The sequence below is a fragment of the Variovorax brevis genome, assembly GCF_030317105.1.
GTDB lineage: Bacteria > Pseudomonadota > Gammaproteobacteria > Burkholderiales > Burkholderiaceae_C > Variovorax > Variovorax brevis.
In genome coordinates, this window is the sequence record NZ_JASZYG010000016.1 from 101090 (window position 1) to 122357 (window position 21268).

Sequence of the window (21268 nt, forward strand, 5' to 3'; positions counted from 1 at the left end):
ATGCGATGAGAACACGTTCGCCCGACCGAGTTTCTTCATTGAGACGGCGTTCGGTTGGATTGAACTTGGAAATCCGAGGAATCTTCCCATCCACAATCCCGACTTGACTCTCGGGTAGACAGGGTTTTCAATGAAACTCGATACGCGGGAACTCGCCTTCATCCAGCCGCCTCAAACGGGCCCCGACGTGGACCGCCTGCACGAGGAACTGGCTCAATTGGGCGACGACTATCGAAGCCTCCTCCAGCAAGACGTTGATCCGCCCACGAGTCAGCGCCAATTCGGCAGCAACACGCAACTGGCTGTCGCGACGTTTCAGCGGAACAACGAGGAGCGCCTGAAAGCGATCGTTGTGGCCTCGCTCGACGGCACCCAACAGGTCAACTGGACCGGTGTTTGGGGTGTCGTCGACCCGGCCACGGCGCAGCTGATCAACGAAGAGGTGGACCGCCTCGGCGAAGACGTCGTCCAGGGCCACGTCGAGTTTGAGGACGGAACGCCTGCCGAGGGAATCCGCGTCCTCGTTCATGACCGGGACATCGGCGCGGTCACGCAGGCGCTCAGCCCCTCGACGGTCGAACCCACCAATGCGAAGGGCGAGTTTCCGCAGGTGCGATATCGGCCGAAGACCTACGAAAGCGGCGAAGGACTCCGCGGCCGCGGCACCGATCTGGTGTTCGCTGTGGCCAGCGACGGACACCAGCGCCCCGTCGAATTGGTCGCGGTGTATCGCCAGATCGAAATCAATGGCGAGATGCAAGAGCAGCGCGTCGATGATCTTGAGCTTGGGCTTCCGGCGGTGCACGTGCAGGTCGTGCGCCTGATCGTGCGGCGCGCGGACCACGCACCGCCTTCAGAGTACGAGCGGCTGATGGCGGCTTTGCGGCCCTTGCTCGTCAAGGAATACTCGCCCGACAAATTCGACGAAGAGAAGCATCGCGACCTTAGCTTTGCAGCGCGCGAAACCGGCGAAGACAAGACGCTGATCGAAACCGTCTCGCAAAGCTGGAAGCTCTCGAAGGCCGCCGACCTGCCGCCCGAACTCTTCTATGGCTTGCTCCGGCACGGCTCGCCCACGACCGTGCAGCCGATGCCGTCCGACCTTCCGACGCTGTTGTCCTTCGGACGTGCAGCGTGGGAAGCCAAGCTTTCCGAGGCCTTTGAGCTGAGCCTGATGCCGGCCTCCAGGAAGCTGGAACGGCCCAAATGGGTGAGGCAGCTTCAACATCTGCGCGCCCAAGGCGCCTTGCACAACGCACCTGACACCGAGACGGCGTCGCTCGCCGATGTGCTTTCCCACGCCGGCATACCGACCGATGCGCGAAACGCTTTCACGGCGATGTTGGTCGACCATGACGGGCCCGGCGAAACGCTCTGGACGAAAGTCAGCGACCAGCTGAAGTGGACTGAGGCGCAGATCCAATTGGTGCAAGCCACCCTGAAGCTGGCCGAAGTGGTGTCCTCGCACAAGCCCCTGATCGACGCGCTGTTTGCCGCTGACCCGTCTGCGAGTGCGAGGAAGCTTGCCACCTGGGAGCGACGCAAGCTGGAAGAGCTCGTTGCAAAAACCGGTGCGCCGACAGCGTACACGGGGGCAAACGCGCAGGAGCAGGGCCAGGCCTATGTCGATGACATCGAGGCGCAGTTGCGGCTGCTTTATCCGGCCGCGTACGTCGCCAAGGCTCTCCCGCACGTCATGGACCAGGACATTCGCCGCGCCGGCGATTGGCTGCAGGGCATGCTGTCGCAATCGAGTGAGCCGGTTGCCGGCGTGCCCGCCTTCGATCTCATGACGATGCCGGCCACTGGCTATTTGCGTGAACACGGCGATCGCTTGTTCGCCCACGTCAACGACGACCAGCGTGCTCTCTTGTCGACCCAGCTCAAGCGCGTGCAACGGGTGTTCCAACTGAGCGAGACGCCCGAACAGATGGCGCAGCTGATGGGACAAAAGCTGGAGTCGGCGCATCAGATCGCGCGCTGGTCACAAGAACATTTTGTGCAGGAGTACGCCAGTCGCATCGGCGGCCCGCAGGCCGCGGCTGCGGTTCATTCGAAGGCGAAATACATCCACGGAACCTTGCTCAATCTCTACATCGACAAGCGCAAGGTTTTTCCCGCAGTGCCCCCCGCCATCGACATCCCGAAAGTCATGAACACGACGGGCGCGTCGGTTCACATCCCGTCTCTGGATGAACTTTTCGGCAGCGACGATCTCTGCGCCTGCGAGTCTTGCCTGTCGGTCCTCAGCCACGCAGCCTATTTCGTGGACCTGCTCCAGTTTCTGGATCTGCAGATACCGGGGCAGACCACGACGAGCCTCACGGCGCTATTGACGCTACGGCCCGACCTCGCGCACATCCAGCTGACCTGCGACAACACCAACACCCGGATCCCCTATGTCGATCTGGTGAACGAGATCCTGGCCAGCTATGTCGCGCACGATGTGCCCTTTCCCTACAACGACCCGGTGGATGGCGTGACGAATGGCACGGCCGGGGAATTGCGCGTCAATCCCATTTCGCTCACCGACGCGGCGGCGCAGGCAGAAGCCACGGCCCACGAGAGGCTTCAGCTTGCGGTGTTCCCCTTCAACCTGCCCTATCACCACTGGCTGGAGGTCATTCGGCTCTACCTTCAGCATTTCGAAATTCGGCGTGAGTCGCTCATGCGCCGATTCCAGACGGACTCTGATTTGGGCACCGAGATGGCCATTGCTGCCGAAAGGCTGCGCCTCTCGCCACAGGATTTCGAGGTGATCACCGTGGCCGACTTCGACGGTGCCGGCTCCAAGCTGGCGCCCGTGCTGGAGAACCTGTTCGGCTTCATTGAAAACGCGCCGCCTGCCACTTCGCCTGCCAATCATGTCGCGCCGGAGTTCAGCGGGACGGCCGATACGCGCACCCCGCAGATCAAGGCCCTGCAGAACTTCCTGAAGAACATCTCGACGTCAGCAGGTCTGACAAAGCCGATACGCGCCGCCATCGACGTCCGCGGCGTTTTCAACGCGCCCACCGAAAAGGCGGTCCAGGCGTATCGCAACGACCAAAGCCTGCCCAGCGCCGGAGGAACGGATGCCGCCTTCTGGGGAGCACTCGCCGCTGGAGGCCATCGCGCGCTGTCCGTGATGATGTCCCACGTGCCGACGTTCCTGCGGCAGACGCAGGTGACGTATGACGATCTCGTTGCGCTGGTGACTTCGCAGTATTTCAACCCGCTTTTCAACGACAAGGTCTTCTTTTCGAAGATGGGCATCACGCCCGAAGAGATCATGGCCTTCGTTCAGTCGGGCCTGACGACGCTGCCAACCGCCATGCAGGCGAAGGTGGCTGCCAGCGGCATGACGAGCGCTGCCTTCCTCAAGCAGCTGTCCACCTTTCACAAGGTGCTGGTGCTCGACAGTCCACCCGGCGCGCTCTGCGACATCGACCAAACGACCATCCGGCACATTGACGGCTCGCTGTTGAGCGAGTCGGAACTGCTTGCGCTCCAGCAAGCCATCCGCTTGTGGAAAAAACTGGGATGGTCGCTGCATGAAGTCGACTTGTTGTTCTCCCGCTTTCCCTTGTCCAGCGCCTTCACGCTCATTTTTCGCGTGGCAGACGTGAAAGGGCTGCTCGACGATCTCCAGCTTCCCGTCGATCAGTTGATGGCCTTCTGGGGACGCATCGATACATGGGACGAAAAAGACTCGCTGTACGAACGGCTCTTTCGTAGCAAGACGGCCCAGTCGCTCGACCCCCTTTTCAAGCTCAACGACGAGCGCCGCGAGATTGACGAATTCGTCAAGGCCGCCACGCCGCCGTTGCTGAAGGATCACGCGCCCTTGCTGCTGGCCGCCTTTCGCATCAGCGCCGCCGACCTTGCGCGGCTGCTGCCGACCTTGCCGAACGGCAGCTTGAACCTTGATAACGTGTCGTCCTTGTATCGGATCGCGGCGCTGTCCCGTGCGCTCGACATGTCTCTGGCCGATCTGCTGGCCTTGAAGGAACTCTGCGGCATTGACCCGTTCGATTCGCCAGGCGCGGGCGCTGAATCGCCCGCGACGGTGTTTGTTCGCCTGGCGCGCATGGTGCAGGCGTCCATGTTCACGGTCACGCAACTGGACTACCTGTTTGCGCATCGCATCAGCGCGGACGATGGCGAACTTCTCACGGCCGACCAGCGACGAGACCTGACAGGTACGTTGCGTGCCGGCCTGGACGACATCCAACGGGAATACGTCGTCGTCGACGATCCGCTTGGCGACAAGCTGGTGCGGCAGCTTGGCGCCGTTCTCTTGCCGCCGGTGGCCGAAACGCTTGCGCGCATGGTCTACGGAAGCATCGTGTATTCGCAGTCGCTACCGGACTTCATCGACGCCGTTGCCTACCCTGCACCGGTCGCCAACAAGATACGCTATGACGCGGATCGGCAAGCGCTCTTGTTTTCCGGCGTCATGACGACGACAGAGCATTTGGCGTTGACGAATATCACCTTCCTCAATACCTTGCCGTTTGCCTTGCGCGCCCCATTCAGTGATGCCGTCGGCGAGGTTTACGGCATGCCGGAATTGTTTGCGCGCGAGAAGCTGTTCGACCTGATGGATGCTGCCGAATTGGTGCTGTTGCTGCGCAACACCTCGTCCCTCGGCCCGGACGGCGTGGTCGACCTTGCCGCAGTCGGCGTGAAGGTCAGCGCCGTGCTTGCACGGGTTCGGCGCTTTCTCAGCGTAAGTCTCGTCAAGCGAACCCTCAGCAGTGCGCTCGGGATGGAAGGGCCCGTCATCACCGCATTGCTGCAAGACGAAGCAGCCTTGAGTGCACTCAATGTCGCAGGGTCGCCGGCGGCTATTGAAGATTTTCTGGGTCTTGGGGGCGTCGGTCTGGACGCAACCTATTTCGCCAACCCGACCCCTTCTGCCCCACCCGTGCTCCAGCAAGTTGAGCCGGGGATCGACTACACCGGCACGACACCCTTGCCGGCGGGCGTCGGGCCCGGCCCGTTCAGGGCCCGCTGGACCGGTTTTGTCTACGCACCGCTCACGGAAGACTTCAGCTTCGTGATTCTGGCGCGCGACGGCGTGCGCGTGGAGATCAACGGCGCGCTGGTGCTTGACGAATGGAAGGCGCAACCCATCACAGAACACACGGTGCCGATCACCTTGCGCAAAGGCAGCCTGAATGAGGTCGTCATCGAGCATGCCCACTTCGCGGGCACGGTTGTCTTCGAGTTGCGCTGGCGCAGTCCGTCCACGAATCTCGCACTGGTGCCGCAAGACGTGTTGTACACCGCGGACACTTTGGCCACGCTCGTTCGCCCGCTCGAGCGGATGGAAAAGATCGCCACCATGGTGAAGGGGTTCGAACTCACCGGCCCCGAAGTCAAGGGCGCCAGTCAGCTGGGCTACGTCGACTGGAATGACACTCCTGTCGCGGCGCCAGCCACCCCGGCCGTGCAAAAGCTCTTTGGGCAATGGAAAGCGTTGCGCGACTTCGCGGCCGCGCGCGATGCGATCTCAAGACGTGAAGGTGCCTTCGTCGACGTACTGGCAGCCGGCACGCTGGACGTCGCGCTCGACCGCTTTGCAGCCATTACGGGCACTGACCGGACCGATTTGCAGCAGTTCGCGGATGCTTCGACGCGCCATCCGTTCAACACGGTGACCCTGACCTACGAGACGGTGCCGCCGGCCGTTTCAGACCTGACGTGGTGGCAGCACTTGCGCGAAAGCTGCTCTGCGCTTGTGCGCAGCGGGTGCTCCGCCGCGCAGCTTGTCGAGTGGGGGAAGATCAAGGATGCCACCTTGACGGCGCCGAGCCCGCCGGTCACCAACTGGTACGCGATGTCAGTTGCGCCAACCGCCAGGCTTCGGGCCCGGGCGATGGGAGAAGACCTCAAGCGATTGGTGAAGGCGAAGTACGACGAAGCAACGTGGCGCCTTGTCGCGCGCCCGATCAACGACGATTTGCGCGCGCGCGACCGGGACGCGTTGATTGGCGCTGTGATGGCCAAGCCAACCATCCTCCAAGAGCACTTCCAGACGGCCGACGAATTGTTCGAGTACTTCCTGATCGACGTGAAGATGGATCCGTGCATGGAGACCTCGCGTATTCAACAGGGCATTGCCACCGCCCTGCTATTCACACAGCGAGGTCTCATGGGCCTGATGGAGGGCTTCACGCCACCCGTCATGGCGAAGCACTTTGACCGCCAACTCCACGAGCGAATGCAGTCCTTTGCGTTGTGGCATCCCAGCCGGGAAATCCTGATCCACACCGAAAAATACATCCGCTGGGACTTGCTCGATCGCAAGAGCGAGCCCTATCGCGAGTTCGAACGCGACCTGCGCAAGCAGGACCTGACGCAAGTCAACGACCCGAAAGCGCCGCGCGGGAAATGGGCCGAAACGGCGTTCATGAATTTCCTGGAAAAGATCGACGAGGTGGCCAAGCTCGAGATCTGCGGCCAGTATCACGATGACCCGGAGGATGTGCTGCACGTTTTTGCTCGTACGCAAAACGCGCCGTACAAGTTCTTCTATCGACGGGCGGACCAGTTCGAAGGCGTCGGGCTCAATACGGGTGTCTGGACTGCATGGGAGCGGTTTCCCGTCGACATCGACTACATCAGAAACCAGGACGAGCCGAGCTTTTTTCCGCTTGGCGATTGGAGCGGCGTGCACCTGATGCCGATCAAGTGGAATCGCCGCCTATACCTGCTATGGCCAAAATTTCGCCTGGTACCGTTCGAGGATTACAACCGGGACACGCCACGCGAATTCGACCGGCAGCACTGTTGGGAGATCACGCTGGCATGGAGCCAACTGTGGAACGGCGCCTGGTCGTCAAAACAGGAGTCGATGTCATCGGTTGTTTCGCGACCGTATGTTGCGCCGCCGGTGGCTGCCGCGAAGGACCCCGTCCCCAAGGTCACGCAAGTCGACACCGTGCCGACGCCACGATTGGTCACCGTTATCCATGCCTTTCCTTTTCCGCACACGACCACCCATTGGGAAACCCACGACGAGGACGTGCCCGGACGCGCCATCAACGAGCTGGTCCCCGGGGATGGGCTGCTGATCACCGCCAAGGGCGACTACGCCGTGTTCGAGCGCAAGACGACCACCACGTCCGCCGTGGCATGGCTGCCCGATCCCTATTCGCACTTTTTTGATGTACAGGTCACCGGTGACCGGCTCGTCGTCGCCGCAGCGGTGCGCTACAACGTCCAGAACGTGGTGGCCGGCAAGAAGAGGAGCCAGGAGCGCGTCTCCTTTACCGTCAATCAAGGCAACAAGTTGACCTTCAGGGATAGAACGCACGAAGCCGTGGAGTCACCGCTCGTGCTCAATCGTCTTTACTACGGAGACTTGGGCGCATTCGTCTTGGGAACCTGCAAGGTCCGCGACGTCGAGACGTTTTCGCAAGAGACCGCCGAAAACTACTACACCTTCAAGACGCCCAAGTTGGGCGGCAATTTTTATCAGGCCTGTCGGCATGGGGACTTGATCGGCAGGTATTTTGCAGTGGGCACGCCTGAGCAGGTCATCCTCGGGCGGACGCTCATTTCCTTCACTGTTCTGGGTCGTCAAAATCTCAGCGGATTCCAGCCTTCGGCGCCTTTCTTTTTTCAGGACCGAGACCGCGTGTACCTGGTCACGCCGACGCGCGGGAAGACGCGGCCTACATTGGCGGCAGGCACCGGCGCCAAGGTGACCGGCACGACAGGCAAGACAGGAATCCTGGAGCACGCGACCTCGGCCACGTACGCGATCGAGCCGGACTACCAGTTCCAGTTGCACTGTCATCCTCAAGTATGCGAGTTCATTCACGTCCTAAATCGGGATGGCCTATTACCCCTGCTCGCGACGTCGACACAAAAGCAAAAAGACACCACGCCGCTTTACTTCGACGACAACTATTGGCCGACGCCGCGCGTGGCAAAGCCGTACCCTGACGAGGAGGTCGACTTCTCGCGCGGTGGAGCCTATTCGCAATACAACTGGGAGCTCTTCCTGTATGCCCCGATGCGCACGTGGTTCGAGCTCCTGAAGAGCTATCAATTCGCGGAGGCCGAAGCCTTCCTGAAGGCGGTTGCGAATCTCACCTCAGCGGATGTCAAGACACCGCTGTCCGATCGCGTATGGCAGTTCGTGCCATTTCAGACCACAGACGCGGTACGCATCCAGGACACCCTTGGCCTGTTGATGTACACGGGAAGCGACGCCGGTTTGCTCGCCAAAAAATCGGAAGTGCAGGCAACCATCCAGGACTGGCTGGGAGACCCTTTCAATCCCCACCTGATCGCGCGCCGCCGGACCTCGGCCTACATGCAGGCCGTGTTGATGGACTGCTGCCGCCACTACCTCGCCGCGGCCGACTTCGAGTTCACGCGCTACACGATGGAGTCGATCCCGATGGCGCTCCAGTACCTGATCATCGTCCTGAAGATCATCGGCCCGAATCGGCCGGGCCCGACACGGGTCGCGGGCAAGATGGCGCCCGAGACCTACCACACGCTCAAGACGAAGGGCCACCTCAGCCCGTTCTCGCAATTTTCACTGGCGCTTTCGGATCTCGAAACAGAGTTGCCTTTCACACACAGCGTGCCGACGGTGGCCGGATCCAGTGGCCCGGTGGGTTCCATTCAGGCTATGTACTTCTGCATTCCGCCCAACGACGAGTGGGCGAGCATGTGGGACACCGTGACCGACCGGCTCTACAAGATCCGCCACTGCATGAACATCGACGGCATCGTCCAGGAGTTGCCGCTCTATCCAACGCCGATCAACGCGATGCTGCTGGTCGAGGCCAGGGCGATGGGACTGGACATCACCAACGTGTTCGATGATTTCCGCGCGCCGCTGCCGCACCATGAGTTCTCGGTGATTTTCGAGAAAGCGGTGCGTCTGGCGGAGGACGTGCGCTCGTTCGCGCAACGCTTCGAGACGCTCGTTGAAAAGAGCGAGTCGGAAGGTCTTGCCCAAATGCGAGTCGAACAGGAATCCAAGTGGCTGAAGGACTATTTGCGTCGCGAAATGGTGCAGAGCATCCAGTTGCAGGCCGCCATGCGGGAGTCCATCGAAAAAACGCGCGAGGCCACAGAGTCGCGCTTTAACTTCTATGACCAGCAAATCAAGCGGGGACTGCTCGAAGACGAAAAATCGCAACGCAGCGACATGGGACAAGCCCACACATGGGAGACCATGGCGCAGGGCGCCGAGATTCAGTCCAGCGTTGTCGGTCTCATCCCCGATGTGACGGCAGGCACGGCCTCGGGTTCGACCTTCGGCGGCACGCACATGGGCTCCGCCTATCGCGCGATCGGCGGCATGTTCCGTGCGCAGGGCAGTCAAAACTCCTACACCGCCACCATCGCGGCGCTCAACGCGCAATGGGAGCGACGTCAGGACGAATGGGCATTCCAGCGAAGCACGGCGGCGGTCGACCTGAAAAAGGTCGATGTCGATTTCCTTTCCGCCCGCATCCAGGAAAACATTGCGACGCTTCGAATGGAGAACCACGACAAGACGACCGCCAACACCGAGGCCGTTCTCGACGTCTACAGGCAGCGCTTCTTCAATTCGGAGAAATACAGCGCTGTGGCCGAGGACCTGTATCCCGACTACTTTCAGCTCTTTCAGCTTGCCTACCAATACGCGCGGCAGGCAGAGGCATGCTGCAGGTTCCAGTTCGGATTGCCGCACCTCAATGTGATTCAGTCTGGCAACTGGATCAACGCACGCAAGGGCATGCTGGCCGGAGATAAGCTCCTGCTGGCCTTGAAGCAGCTGGATCGGGTGCACCTCGATGCGGACAAGCGCGAATACGAGATCAGGCACGACGTCTCTCTGGTCATGCTCGATCCGGTCGCCTTTATCGAACTGAGGCAAACCGGTGAGTGCGAATTCGAGATTCCCGAGACATTTTTCGATGCGCACTATCCGGGCCTGTTCATGCGCCGACTTCGCAGCGCCAGCGTCACGATTCCCTGCGTGGTGGGACGCCACACCAACGTGAATTGCGTACTGACCTTGCTCAAGAACAAGACGCGGATCACCAGCGATATCGGCACGACCTATGAAGAAGACGTGACCAAGGAGGATCGGCGCTTTGTGACCACTTTCGCAGCCACGCAATCGATCGTGACCAGCCATGGCCAGGACGATAACGGCCTCTTTGAGGCCGACCCCAGGGACGGACGCTACGTTCCGTTCCGGGGCGCCGGTGCGATGAGCCGGTGGCATGTGCGCTTGCCCATCGAGACGAATGCGTTCGAGCGGAGTTCGCTGAGTGACTTCATGCTCCACCTGCCGCAGACGGCGCGCGCCGGAGGCCAGCGCCTTGAGGAACAAGCTTGGAAAGCGCGCGAAAAGGCCCTCAAGGACGTCAACGGATTGCCGCAAAGAAAGCTCTTTCGAGGCAGGTTCGAGTCGCGCGATGTTTGGCACCGCTTCTTGCATCCGGACGGCACGACAGGCAACCAGGTTCTCAGTATTGAACTCAGTTGCGAAGCTATTTCGACGTTATTCAAGGAGCGGACGGTGGCAGTATCTGAGGTCGACCTGTATCTGATCTTCAAGAACCGGGCCCACAACGCCGTCTACCGAGCCGGCCCCGGATTGATCTCCGCGAAGGCCTCGCATCGCGCGGGCACGGTGACGACAAGCGCACCCGCCACCAACCTCACCAGCATCGAAGCGTTGACCGCTGGCACGCCGATTGCCTCGTTTCCGCTGGCGTTCGACATCAAACCTGGCGTGGTCAGCACCTTGGCGCTGGAACTGCCGGAGACGGCCATCGCGGGCATCGCGGCGCCGCTGATCGAGCCCATTCCGGGAAGCACCCATGTTCGGCTCGCTACGGCTGCCATCGACGATCTTTGGGTGATCGTGAAGTACACGTTGAAGTAAGTGAACACACGGACGTGTGATTCTTCGTCGGACTCGCGGAGGCGGCGAGCCGCCGACGATGCGCCGCCGAGGGTGAGTGGAATGGCATGGCAGTCCCCTTCGGACCGGCGCGAAGCGGCCGCTGCGGCGACAGATTGTCATTGCTCGCAGATGCGCGTTTCTCTTGGCCAGGGGCGGGCTTTCCTGCGGTTGAGGGCGTTGAACATAACCCCCAAAGTCATTCGACCGGGTGCTACGGTGTCGGTCATCGTCTCCAGCGCGTTGGCCGAACTCAGCCCCCGAGCGGGGGCGCACGGTTGCCCGCATTGCCCCTTCGCACGCAGTGAAGCCCACGGGCAAGAGGGTCGTCGCCGCGAGCCCTTCCTTCGCTTGGAAATCGCCAACCCATACCGTCGCCTGGACAACGCAACGCAGGCCACGCATCAGGGCGCAGAGCTCGCCAAGCGTATTGGCGAACGTTCGCGTTGACCCAGCAAACTCAGCTGACGGCCAAGACCCGACATTCGGTGAAGTGGGGCGATTCGCCACATGGCAGACGTTCTACCCCTAGCAGCCCAAAGTGCTGCAGACGAACACGACCCAGGGCCGATTCAGGGCGGTAACAGTGCCCGCCGGGCGGCTGCGACGAGTTGCTGGGTCAAGCCATCAAGAAGCGCCGAGGCTGCACGGGCCTGTTGCCAGTGCAATGGAATGTCCAGCGGCGTCTTCCGCACAAGCTCGACGAGCGACCCGTCCTTCAGGTGGGACGCAATCAACGCCTGCGGGTGAAGTCCCCAACCCATGCCGGCCAAGGTCGCGGTCACGAACGCTTGGGAAGAAGGGAGGATGTGCCGGGGTAGCTCCACGTGCCGATGGCAAAGGCGCTGTGCCCACTGGGCCTGCAGCTCATCCTTTGCGTTGAACACGAGGCTGGGCGCGCGGGCCAGACTGCCCGCGCCGACGCCGTCGGCAAAATGACGAGCCATGAAATCCGGACTGGCTGCGGGCACATAGCGCATCGCGCCCAGCGGCCGGCTGTTGCATCCGGCGGGGGCACGGCTAGTGCCGGTCACGGCAGCCAGCACCGTGCCGCTGCGCAGCCATTCTGCCGTGTGGTCTTGGTCATCCACTGCTATCTCCATGAGCACCGGCGCTTCTGCCGCGAAGGCGGCAACGGCCGGAGCGAACCATGTGGCCAGACTGTCGGCATTGACCGCGACGGGTAGCGGCACCCGTGCAATCCCCTCTGCCGCCAGCGCTGGAACGGCTCCCTCAAGGTCTTGCTCCAGCAGGCGAACGCGGTCCACGTGCTGGCATAGGCGTCGGCCGCTTTCCGTGGCGCGGCAGGGCTGTCCACGCACTACCAGAGCGCAACCGACACGCTCCTCCAACAGCCGAATGCGCTGAGAGACGGCCGATGGGGTCACATTCAGGGCGCGGGCTGCGCGCTCGAAGCTTCCTTCTCGCACGACTGCGGAAAGTGCGGCGAGTGCCGAATAGTCCAGCATCAAGTAAGTATTCCTAAACTGGATTTAGGAAAGATAGTTTGTCTTCATTCGCTCGCGCGGGCAAGCTTCGCCCATGCCGAACATTTCAGACTTTGCTTCGCTCGCGCTTCCGGTCTTCATCCAGGGCTTGGCCCTGAGCCTGGGGCTCATCGTTGCCATCGGCGCCCAGAATGCCTTTGTCTTGCGCCAAGGCCTACGCCGCGAGCACGTGGGAACCATTGTGGTGTTCTGCGCGGTGGCAGACGGTGCGCTGATTGCCGCGGGTGTCATGGGCATGGCGCAGGCCTTGGGTGAGCGTCCCGGGCTGGCACGGGCGCTTGCGCTGGTCGGCGCGGCTTTCTTGGTGGTCTATGGGGTCCAGGCGCTTCGCCGTGCCCGCCATCCGCATCAATTGCGGGCAGCGCAAGGGGATGCGGCCCTCGGCCGGGGTGCGGCCGTAGCGCAGGCCGCTGCCTTCACGCTGCTCAACCCGCATGTCTACCTGGACACCGTGCTCTTGGTGGGCAGCATCGGCGCGCAGCAGCCCGGGGCGCTACGAGGGTGGTTCATCGCCGGCGCAAGCGCGGCCAGCATGTTCTGGTTCGGACTTCTAGGCTATGGCGCGCGCTGGCTCGCGCCCTGGTTTGCGCGTCCGCGAGCGTGGCAGACGCTGGACGGTTTGATTGGCCTGACCATGATGGTGATGGCTGCGCTTTTGGTTGGCCGCGTCTTCACGGGCTTCTGAGGCTCCAGAGGTCAACCTCCTTCTGTGGAATGACATGTACGTTTCCAAGCATCACCAACCGAAAGATCAAGAGTCCATGTTCTCGCTCATGGAGTCCCATCCCCTGGGAACATGGGTTTGCCAGGTCGACGGCGCGCTCGTCGCCAACCATGTTCCGTTCCTGCTGGATAGAAGCAGAGGGTCGTTGGGCACCCTGATTGGCCACGTCTCTCGAGCCAACCTCGTTTGGCGCGAACTGAGTTCCACCTCCTCGTCGTTGGTGATTTTCCAAGGGCCGCAGGCATACATCACGCCGGGGTGGTATCCAAGCAAGGCAGAGCACGGGATGGTAGTGCCCACCTGGAACTATGCAGTCGCTCATGCGCACGGCACGGCGCGCGTTGTCGAGGAGCGCGGTTGGCTACTGGATATGTTGAACCGGCTGACTGACGCTCGGGAGGCGAAGCAGGAGGCGCCGTGGCGGGTCGCCGACGCCCCCGCTTCGTACATCGACAAGCTGCTGGGGGCCATCGTCGGAATCGAGATTCCGATTGACAGGATTGAGGGAAAACTCAAGGCGAGCCAAGACGAATCGATGCAGGATAGGCGCGGCACAGTGGCGGCCTTGCAGAAGAGCCCCCGCGAGGAAGACAAGGCGATGGCAAATCTGGTGATGAAGGCCATGGACACCGACGCATCCACGGGATGTTGAGCGACTTCGACGCGGATTCCGTGATGGACGCTCGGCGAAGGCGCCGAATGGCTGCTTCCAAGTAAGTGCTACTTCCGCAGCGGGCCCAACCGAAACATACGTGGCGAGCCCGGTCGTGCTCTCGTCGCTGACAGCGCCTTCGATGCCACGAACAACCTCCTGTACTGCATGCGGCGCGCTCGCCAGTCGATCACGGAGGCATGTTGACAACAACGCCCCAGTTGGCGAGACGACCAGGTGCTGCTAATGCCGCGTTGACCTGCAAGGCCGGGCTTGCTGGCGAGGAGCTTGCAACCGCCCGGGGCGTAATCGACGTGAAGGCGCGCGCGTGGGCCGCCGGTTGCGCCTGGGCATTAGTGACGCGCCCCACTCGCTGACCTCAACACCAACACAACTCGAAGCAAGGCCGCTGGGCCTCGAAGCCTCCCACACTTTTGCACGCGCTCCTTCACGGTTGCCGCTGGCAGGAAGCCCCAGCTATCGTTTCGACAGGGACCGCGGCGTGGCGGGTGTCGCGCGTGCTATCGCCTCGGTCCGCGTTGCCATAGCCGAAGTAGCGCGACGCCATGCGCTTCGCATTCGAAATCCTTCGACTCGCTGTCAGTGCCTTCCTGGCACAGGATGACAGGCAGAGACTCAACGCGATCTGTGAAGCCATGTTGAAGGGTATTGCGCCAGTCTGAAGTGACCAGCGCCAGTCATCCTCGACTAGAACCATCCCTAGATGCGCGAGAAATTCGTCGCATCCGAGCAGGAGCGGGAAGACTTCTGGGCGAAAATCAAAGGGAGTAAAAAGAAGAAGTCCGGCTCGCCAGTCCCCGACGCTTCAGCGATGGCCTGATCGCTGCCATGCCATGCCATGCCATGCCATGCCATGCCATGCCGTGAAGGGGAGCGGGCCAAAGCGGGGGCTACGCTACCCTCCTCATCAGTTCTGCGTCCCAGCGAGAGTTTGGAACAGGCTTTGGCGCGCGAAACGGAATCGGCATTGTCCGCGGCTTGAGTTCGTCGTTGAGCACATGCACCCTCACCTGCGCCAGCAGATGGGCACCTTCGTCGGACCAGCGCATTTGCCGCTGCTTGGCCATGCGACTGCTGACGACCTGATTGACCGCGGACTCTGCGGTTGACTGCTGACTCTCGCCAGGCTTTTGATTGGCAGGCTGGGTGCGGCTGGCTTCTTCGCCTGTGCGGCGCATCGCGGCCGAGAGACAATCGCTCACGAAATCGAGGACAGCGTCTGCAAGCCTGAAACGATCGCTGCGGCTGCGGCGGTCCACCGCCCGCAAGACTTTGGAGGGAACCGAATGAGTGACGACGACTTGGCTTTTTGTCAACCGATCACGCTGCGCGACGGCCGGGCCGCACTGATCCGCGTCATGCGCCCGAACGACAAGGAACGACTGCAGAGTGCGTTCGCGAAACTGGACCCACAGTCGGTCTATACCCGCTTCTTCTCGGTCCGCAAGGAGTTGCCCGAGCGAGCCTTCGAACGCATTGCCGAGATCGACTTCATCAATCTCGCCGGCTTGGTCGTCACGGTTGGTGTCGGCGCGGACGAGACCGTCATCGGCAGCGCCAGTTACGTCGGCCACGCCGAAGACGATGGCGCGATGGTGGCCGAGATGGCGTTCACGGTCGAGGAGGACTTCCAGGGTCAAGGCCTGGCGAGTCGATTGCTTGAGACGCTGATCACGCTGGCGCAGCGCCACGGACTCGTGCGTCTCGAGGCCGAGGTGCTGGCCGGCAATGCACCGATGCTGGCAGTGTTCCAACGCAGCGGGTTGCCGTTAAGCCGACGCAGAGAAAGCGGCGTGATCCATCTCTGCCTCGAACTCGCTGCGCCGCCAGGCTGAATGCTGCGAATTCGACCGCCGGGGTGCGCGGGCTCTGGCGCCGAATTTTGGCTCCGGTGTATTGGTTGCGGGTAGCCGTGTGACGTCTCCAGAGGGCCGTGCAGGTTATGCCGAAAGCACGGCATTCGAGATCGCAGGCGCGTTGTGCCCCAAACATGCAGCCGGCCGAGATTGAACTGCAGCACGTTCTTTGCCAAATCGATACCAAGTTTCGCAATCTTCGTGACGGACGCTCCCTCACTGGGTGGTTGAAGTAACGAAGTAACGACTCAATCAGCGCTTTCGTTGACGGTCTGCCTCTTCCCGCAAGATGCCCGCGCAAGCTTTTTGCGATAGGACCGGCGACCCTCACCCTCATCCACGCGTGAGTTCCATCTGCGCGGTGGCATCGAGGGCGCCGGCCGACTCGGTGCCTTTAAGCACACCGTTGGCGAGTGCGCGCTTGTGCTGATGGAGTTCGGATCGGTCCTGTCGCCGCAGGGGCGCCGCCGGTTGCTCCGCGATGGACCGATGGCTCGAGCAAAAAGTCGGGGTCGGACATGTCCGGGCCGGCCCGCATTCAATCCATGTGGCCCAAGACAGTTGATGCAATTCAACGAAGCACCCGGACCCGCCGACACGGGAGATGCCCCAAAGCTGCGGCATCGATGCGACGCAAGAGAAGTTCATCAGGCTGCCAGGAGCCGCCCCGCGCAATAAAGCGGTTGGCGGCGTCAATTACCGGGGCTCTTGTCGCCGACGATTGTGAATCAGGTACCAAGAGGTCGGGTATGCGAGCGACCTGCTGCGTGTTCAACCGGTCGACATCGAGCAACCCTTGGGCGTTGATGTCGAGTACCGAGAAATTGCGGTACACGACGCGCAACGGCGTCCGATTCGCCAGTTCGACGATGAGGCTGGCCAAGCGGACGCGCCGGCCCGCGAAGTCGGGTAGTCGAGAGATGCTTTCCTGCCGGAGCATTCGCATGAACGCTGCGGCGGCGAGCGCCTCCAGTGCGTCCTGCGCGGCAATCAGGAACAACTTCGATGAAAGGCCCATGAGGTTCTCCCCAGCACCGCTGCGAGTACGGCGCGGACGAAGTCTATTCGCGCACACAAGGTCGGGTCACGTCCGAGGGGATGGTGTAAGTCTGCAGCCTGGACAGGGCTGAAATGCCTGGGATCGCACCAGCCGCGCGAGCGCGCCCTGCTCAAGCGTGAAAGCATGCCGGTGATCTTCCAACCACTCGCCGTGCGCGATCGCTAGCGCCTGAAGGTCAATTGTCATCGATCGATTCTGAGGTTCAACCAACGGATCGAGCTGCTCGCAGAAGGTCCGTTGGTCCGTTGATCACAGTTTGGATTGACGCACTTGAACCGGCGACCCTCATCCACGCATGAGTTCCATCAGCGCGGTGGCATCGAGGGCGCCGGCCGACTCGGTGCCTTCAAGCACACCGTCGGCGAGTGCGCGCTTGTGCTGATGGAGTTCCACGATGCGCTCCTCGAGCGTTCCCGCGCTCACGAGCCGGTAGACCGTCACCGGGCGCAGCTGGCCGATGCGATGCGCGCGGCCACTGGCCTGGTCTTCAGCGGCCGGGTTCCACCACGGATCGGCGATCACAACGTAGTCGGCCACAGTGAGATTCAGACCGAAGCCACCGGCCTTGAGGCTGATCAAAAACAGTGACCCTTCGCCTGCCTGGAAGGCGGCGACGCGGCGCGTGCGTTCGGCCGTCGGCGTCGCACCGTCGAGGTACTGGTAGCCGATACCAGCCGCATCCAGCGGTTCGCGCAACAGCATCAGGAAATCCACGAACTGGCTGAACACGAGCGCCTTGTGACCATTGGCGGCCAACTCCGACGCAAGTTCGCCAAAGGCCTGCACCTTGGCGCCGGCCAGCCCCAGCTCGGGGGTGACCAGGCGCGGGTCGCAGGCCGCACGACGCAACCGGGTCAATTGGGCCAGGACGTTGATCTGCGCCTGGCCGCCGCCTGCGCTCAAACTCTGCTCGGCGACCGCAAGCGCCTGACGCCGCAGCGCTTCGTAGTGCGCCCGCTCGGTCTCGTCGGGGTGGATGTTGAGAGTGAGTTCGGTGCGCGGGGGCAGGTCGTCAAGCACCTGGGACCTGGTGCGGCGCAGGATGAAGGGGGCGACCAAACGCTTGAGCGTGCGCTGTGCATCGCGGTCACCGTCGCGCTCGATCGGTCCTGCAAAGCGCTCGTTGAAGCGTGCGCTGCTGCTCAGAAGCCCCGGATTGCAGATGCGCATGATGGACCACAGCTCTGTCAGCCGGTTCTCGATCGGGGTACCGGACAGCGCGAGCCTGAAGTCCGTCTTGAGTGCGTGCACCGCCTGCGTGCGCTTGGCGGCCGAGTTCTTCAGCGCCTGCGCTTCGTCGAGCACCAGCGTATGCCATTGGCACGCGGCAAAGGCGTCGACGTTGAGCAGAAGCAAGCCGTAGGACACGAGCACCACGTCGTGGGCAGCGGCGTCGGCCAGAAGGGTGTCGCGATTCGCCCCGTCGCCATACGCGCACAGGTTGAGCGTCGGCGCGTAGCGGCGCGCCTCGTTCAGCCAGTTGCCCATCAGCGAGGTCGGCGCGACCACCAGCGCGGCGCCGTTGCCTGCACGCGCCAGCAACACGGCCAGCGCCTGCAGGGTCTTGCCCAGCCCCATGTCGTCGGCAAGGCACGCTCCCCACCCAGCCGCGGCCAGCCTCATCGCCCACTGATAGCCGTCGAGTTGATAAGGACGCAGTTCGGCCTGCAGCGCGGACGGCAAAACGGGCGCCAGCTCTTGTGCCTCGGCCAGGCGCCCGATGCGCTGCCGAAGGGCGTCGTCCGCCAGTCGGTCCGCGCCGTCCAGGGTTGCGTCCAGCCACAAGGCCGCGATCGCGGGCACGCTGGCCTGATCGCGTTGCAGTTCGACCACCGCAGCGAGATCGGCGATGCGCGCGCGCAGTTCCTGCGTCAGCGCCAGATAACGTCCGTCACCCAGCGGCACAAAGCGTCCGCGGCTGCCGCGGCTCCATTGCAGCAACTGCTCCAGGCTGAGTACCTGCGCCTCGTCGACCTGCACGCCGCCGGTCAGCGCAAACCAGTCGCGATTGCTGTGCACGTGCACGCGCAATTGCGCCAACCCGACCGACGAGACCGTGACCGGTCGACCCGCCGGCCAGTCCAATGCCTGCACTGCTTCCAATTGGTGCAATGTCTCGAGGACGTCCAGCGCATCCTCAGCATCGAGGATCTCGAACTCGGCCGGTGCGGTTTCAGTGCCGCCGAGCAGCGGGCAGGCTTCGCGCACGGACGCGAGGTGGCGCTTCTCTGCAGCGAGATCGCGTTGTGCGGCCAGGGTCTGGCCGCCCACCGCAGCGATCATGCGGGCGCGGCCGTGGCCGGGAACGGTGCGAGGCCCCTCGGCGCCCAATGGAGCGACCACCAGGCGCAGGCGCAGCCCTTCGCCCAGAGGAGTGAGCTCGGCGCGTAGCGTGCTTTGCGCGGGCACGTCGCGCCCGCCCGGCAGGCTGTCCACATGCACCTGGAAGTGCGCGCCCAGCCCTTGCAGTACAGGTTGCAGCAGGTGCGAGGCCTCCTTCGGGACATTGAGACCATCGCTCAGCAGCAGTGCCGCGCGGCGCTGGGCCGGCGTGAAGCGTACGACCCGCGCACGCTGCGCGCCCCCGCGGATCACGGTGGTCGATGCCAGGGCCTCGGCGGCTCTCGTTTCGCCGGCGTTGAAAGACCACTGCGTGGGGGGTGGACCGCGCAGCGGCGGATACACCGTCAGACGCAGGCTCTCGCCGACCTCGGCCACCTCGAGCTGTGGGGGCGCGGCCTCCAGCGTGATCGCAACGTCGGGCTGATCCGAGAACTCCACCGCCGGATGGCCGATCAGCGCCATCACGGCCGCGGCCGCGTCGATGCGCATGTCACGCGCCGACCCGTGCGCAGAGCGCTGGATGCACCGCACAACTTGTGCATCGTGCGGCGGCAAATTGCTCGCCTGCGACAACGCCCACAGCGACGCCGGTTGCGGACGGCCCCAGCCGCGCGCGCCACGCTTTTGCTCGTACGGGGTGACATCGAGAATGGCACCGTCATCACCGAGTGCCATCACCCAGCAGATACGCCTGGCCGGCGCCGACGGATCGCTGTTCGTTGACGGCTGGGTGGGGCCACCGATTGCCGCCAGGGCGGCCAGCGCGGCACGCCAGCTCTCCTGGGCGGCAGGCACAAAGAACGCGGGCCTCACCGGGCGCGCGGCCAGCACGTTCAATGCGTCCTCGACCTGCGCGTGCAGCCAGTGCAAGCCGGCGCGCTGAAGACGTGCCATCAGTGCGTCAGCGGCTTCGAGTTCAGGCCTGGACAGTGGCTGCACCGTGTTGTCCTCCTTGAGCCACGCGCGCATCAGCCACCGCCAGAAGTCAAGTTGCGACGCGCCGCCGCCCCAGCGCAATGGCGCGAATTGCGCAAGGTCGCGAGGCGAGTCGCCGCGGCGCATCTGCACCGCCAGCGCGGCCGCGCCCCAAGGCGATTCCGCGGTGGGCCTGCGCTGCCCCGCCTCGGCCAGGCTCAGCTTCAATGCCTTGTCCAGGCTCGATGGCGTCTGTTGGGCAAGCAGGCATTGCAGGTAGGGCAGCATCAACAGATCGGACAGGACGCCCTTGCGCTGGCCGGTGCACTTCCTCAGCGCCTTCAGCGCCGTGTCGTAGCGCTGCTCGGCTTGCGCCCAGCGGGCCTGGGTCGACAGTACAGCCGCATCCGCCGCCTGGGCCAACGAGCTGCGATAGACGGCATCCTCGCCCGTGGCCTCGCGCAGCGGCTGCAGCAGTGTGTCCATCCCGGCATCTGGTTCGTTCTGCGTCACGTCCACGCGACCACAGCAGAGCCGATACTCCGCCAGCAGCATGCGCAGCCGCAGGTCGTTCGGCACGGGGAGCACGGAGAGCAGTTCGGTGGCCAGGTCCTCAAGCGGTAGCGTTGGAGGCTCCCACGCGAGCAGGACATGACGCAGTCCATGGCTCACTACATGAACTTGCACCGATGGGTGCAGGCGCCTGACCAGCGCCGCATTCGCCGCGCCGGACAACGCCATGCCCACTGCTTGATCCCAGCCGGTCCACGCACAGGCGCCACGCCAGCGTTCTTCCACCTCTTCCAGCGGCTTGCCGGCAAAGAATTCGAGGCGCAGCAGCGCGGCGGCCGCGCTCACGGATTCGAAGCGTTGATACAGGCCCTTCCGGCCGTCAACTTTTTCGTGCCGCGCGAGGGCCAGAACAAGTGCGTCGAAGTTGGGCCGCGCGAGCAGGTCGAGCAGGACGGCGTTGTCGATGTCCGGCGCCAGGCGCCAGAAGCCCTGGCGCTGGGGGCTCTCCTCGATCCATCCCGCGTCGCCCAACTGATGGATCACCTCACGCACGCGCTCACTGGTCAGGCGCTTTGCACCTTCACGCTCGTCCAGTTGGCCCAGCATCGTGAAGATCCAAGTGCGGGGTCGATGCGTGGCGCCCAGCGCCAGCGCCAGCATGACGGCGCGCTGGGCGGCGCTGGCACTGTGCAGACGCAGTTCGGCAGGGGCGGTGGCATTGGCAAGCATCGCGGGGGTGCGCAAGGAATCGAGCAAATGCTACT

Annotated in this window: 7 protein-coding genes and 1 pseudogene; 4 read left to right on the plus strand and 4 right to left on the minus strand. The window is 63.1% G+C overall.

Features of this window, described 5'->3' with window-relative positions; translation table 11 throughout:
* Nucleotides 1-130: 130 nt before the first annotated feature.
* The gene (locus QTI66_RS31890; RefSeq protein WP_286564374.1) at nucleotides 131-10894 is read left to right on the plus strand and encodes a Tc toxin subunit A-related protein; all 10764 of its coding nucleotides are present in this window, start codon (nucleotides 131-133) and stop codon (nucleotides 10892-10894) included.
* Between the two features lie 590 nt (nucleotides 10895-11484).
* On the opposite strand, the gene QTI66_RS31895 is transcribed toward QTI66_RS31890, so the two are convergent.
* On the minus strand, nucleotides 11485-12381 hold the full coding sequence (locus QTI66_RS31895) for a LysR family transcriptional regulator ArgP (RefSeq protein ID WP_286564394.1): 897 nt from the start codon (nucleotides 12379-12381) through the stop codon (nucleotides 11485-11487).
* A gap of 73 nt (nucleotides 12382-12454) precedes the next feature.
* Between QTI66_RS31895 and QTI66_RS31900 the strand changes: the two genes are divergently transcribed.
* Entirely contained in the window at nucleotides 12455-13105 is a 651-nt protein-coding gene (locus tag QTI66_RS31900; protein WP_286564376.1) for a LysE/ArgO family amino acid transporter, read from the plus strand.
* A 34-nt stretch (nucleotides 13106-13139) separates the two neighbouring features.
* Entirely contained in the window at nucleotides 13140-13796 is a 657-nt protein-coding gene (locus QTI66_RS31905) for an FMN-binding negative transcriptional regulator (RefSeq protein ID WP_286564378.1), read from the plus strand.
* Nucleotides 13797-14707: 911 nt separating this feature from the next.
* Here QTI66_RS31905 and QTI66_RS31910 read toward each other — a convergent pair.
* Nucleotides 14708-14917: pseudogene (locus QTI66_RS31910) on the minus strand (hypothetical protein); the annotation flags it as partial.
* Between the two features lie 186 nt (nucleotides 14918-15103).
* Between QTI66_RS31910 and QTI66_RS31915 the strand changes: the two are divergent.
* Nucleotides 15104-15652, plus strand: a complete 549-nt coding sequence (locus QTI66_RS31915) for a GNAT family N-acetyltransferase (RefSeq protein WP_286564380.1) — start codon at nucleotides 15104-15106, stop codon at nucleotides 15650-15652.
* Between the two features lie 592 nt (nucleotides 15653-16244).
* Here QTI66_RS31915 and QTI66_RS31920 read toward each other — a convergent pair.
* Together QTI66_RS31920 and QTI66_RS31925 are read right to left on the minus strand one after the other, a co-directional pair.
* Complete coding sequence (locus tag QTI66_RS31920; protein WP_286564381.1) at nucleotides 16245-16691, minus strand: hypothetical protein; 447 nt, start codon at nucleotides 16689-16691, stop codon at nucleotides 16245-16247.
* Nucleotides 16692-17018: 327 nt separating this feature from the next.
* Entirely contained in the window at nucleotides 17019-21260 is a 4242-nt protein-coding gene (locus QTI66_RS31925) for a DEAD/DEAH box helicase (RefSeq protein WP_286564382.1), read from the minus strand.
* Nucleotides 21261-21268 lie beyond the last annotated feature (8 nt).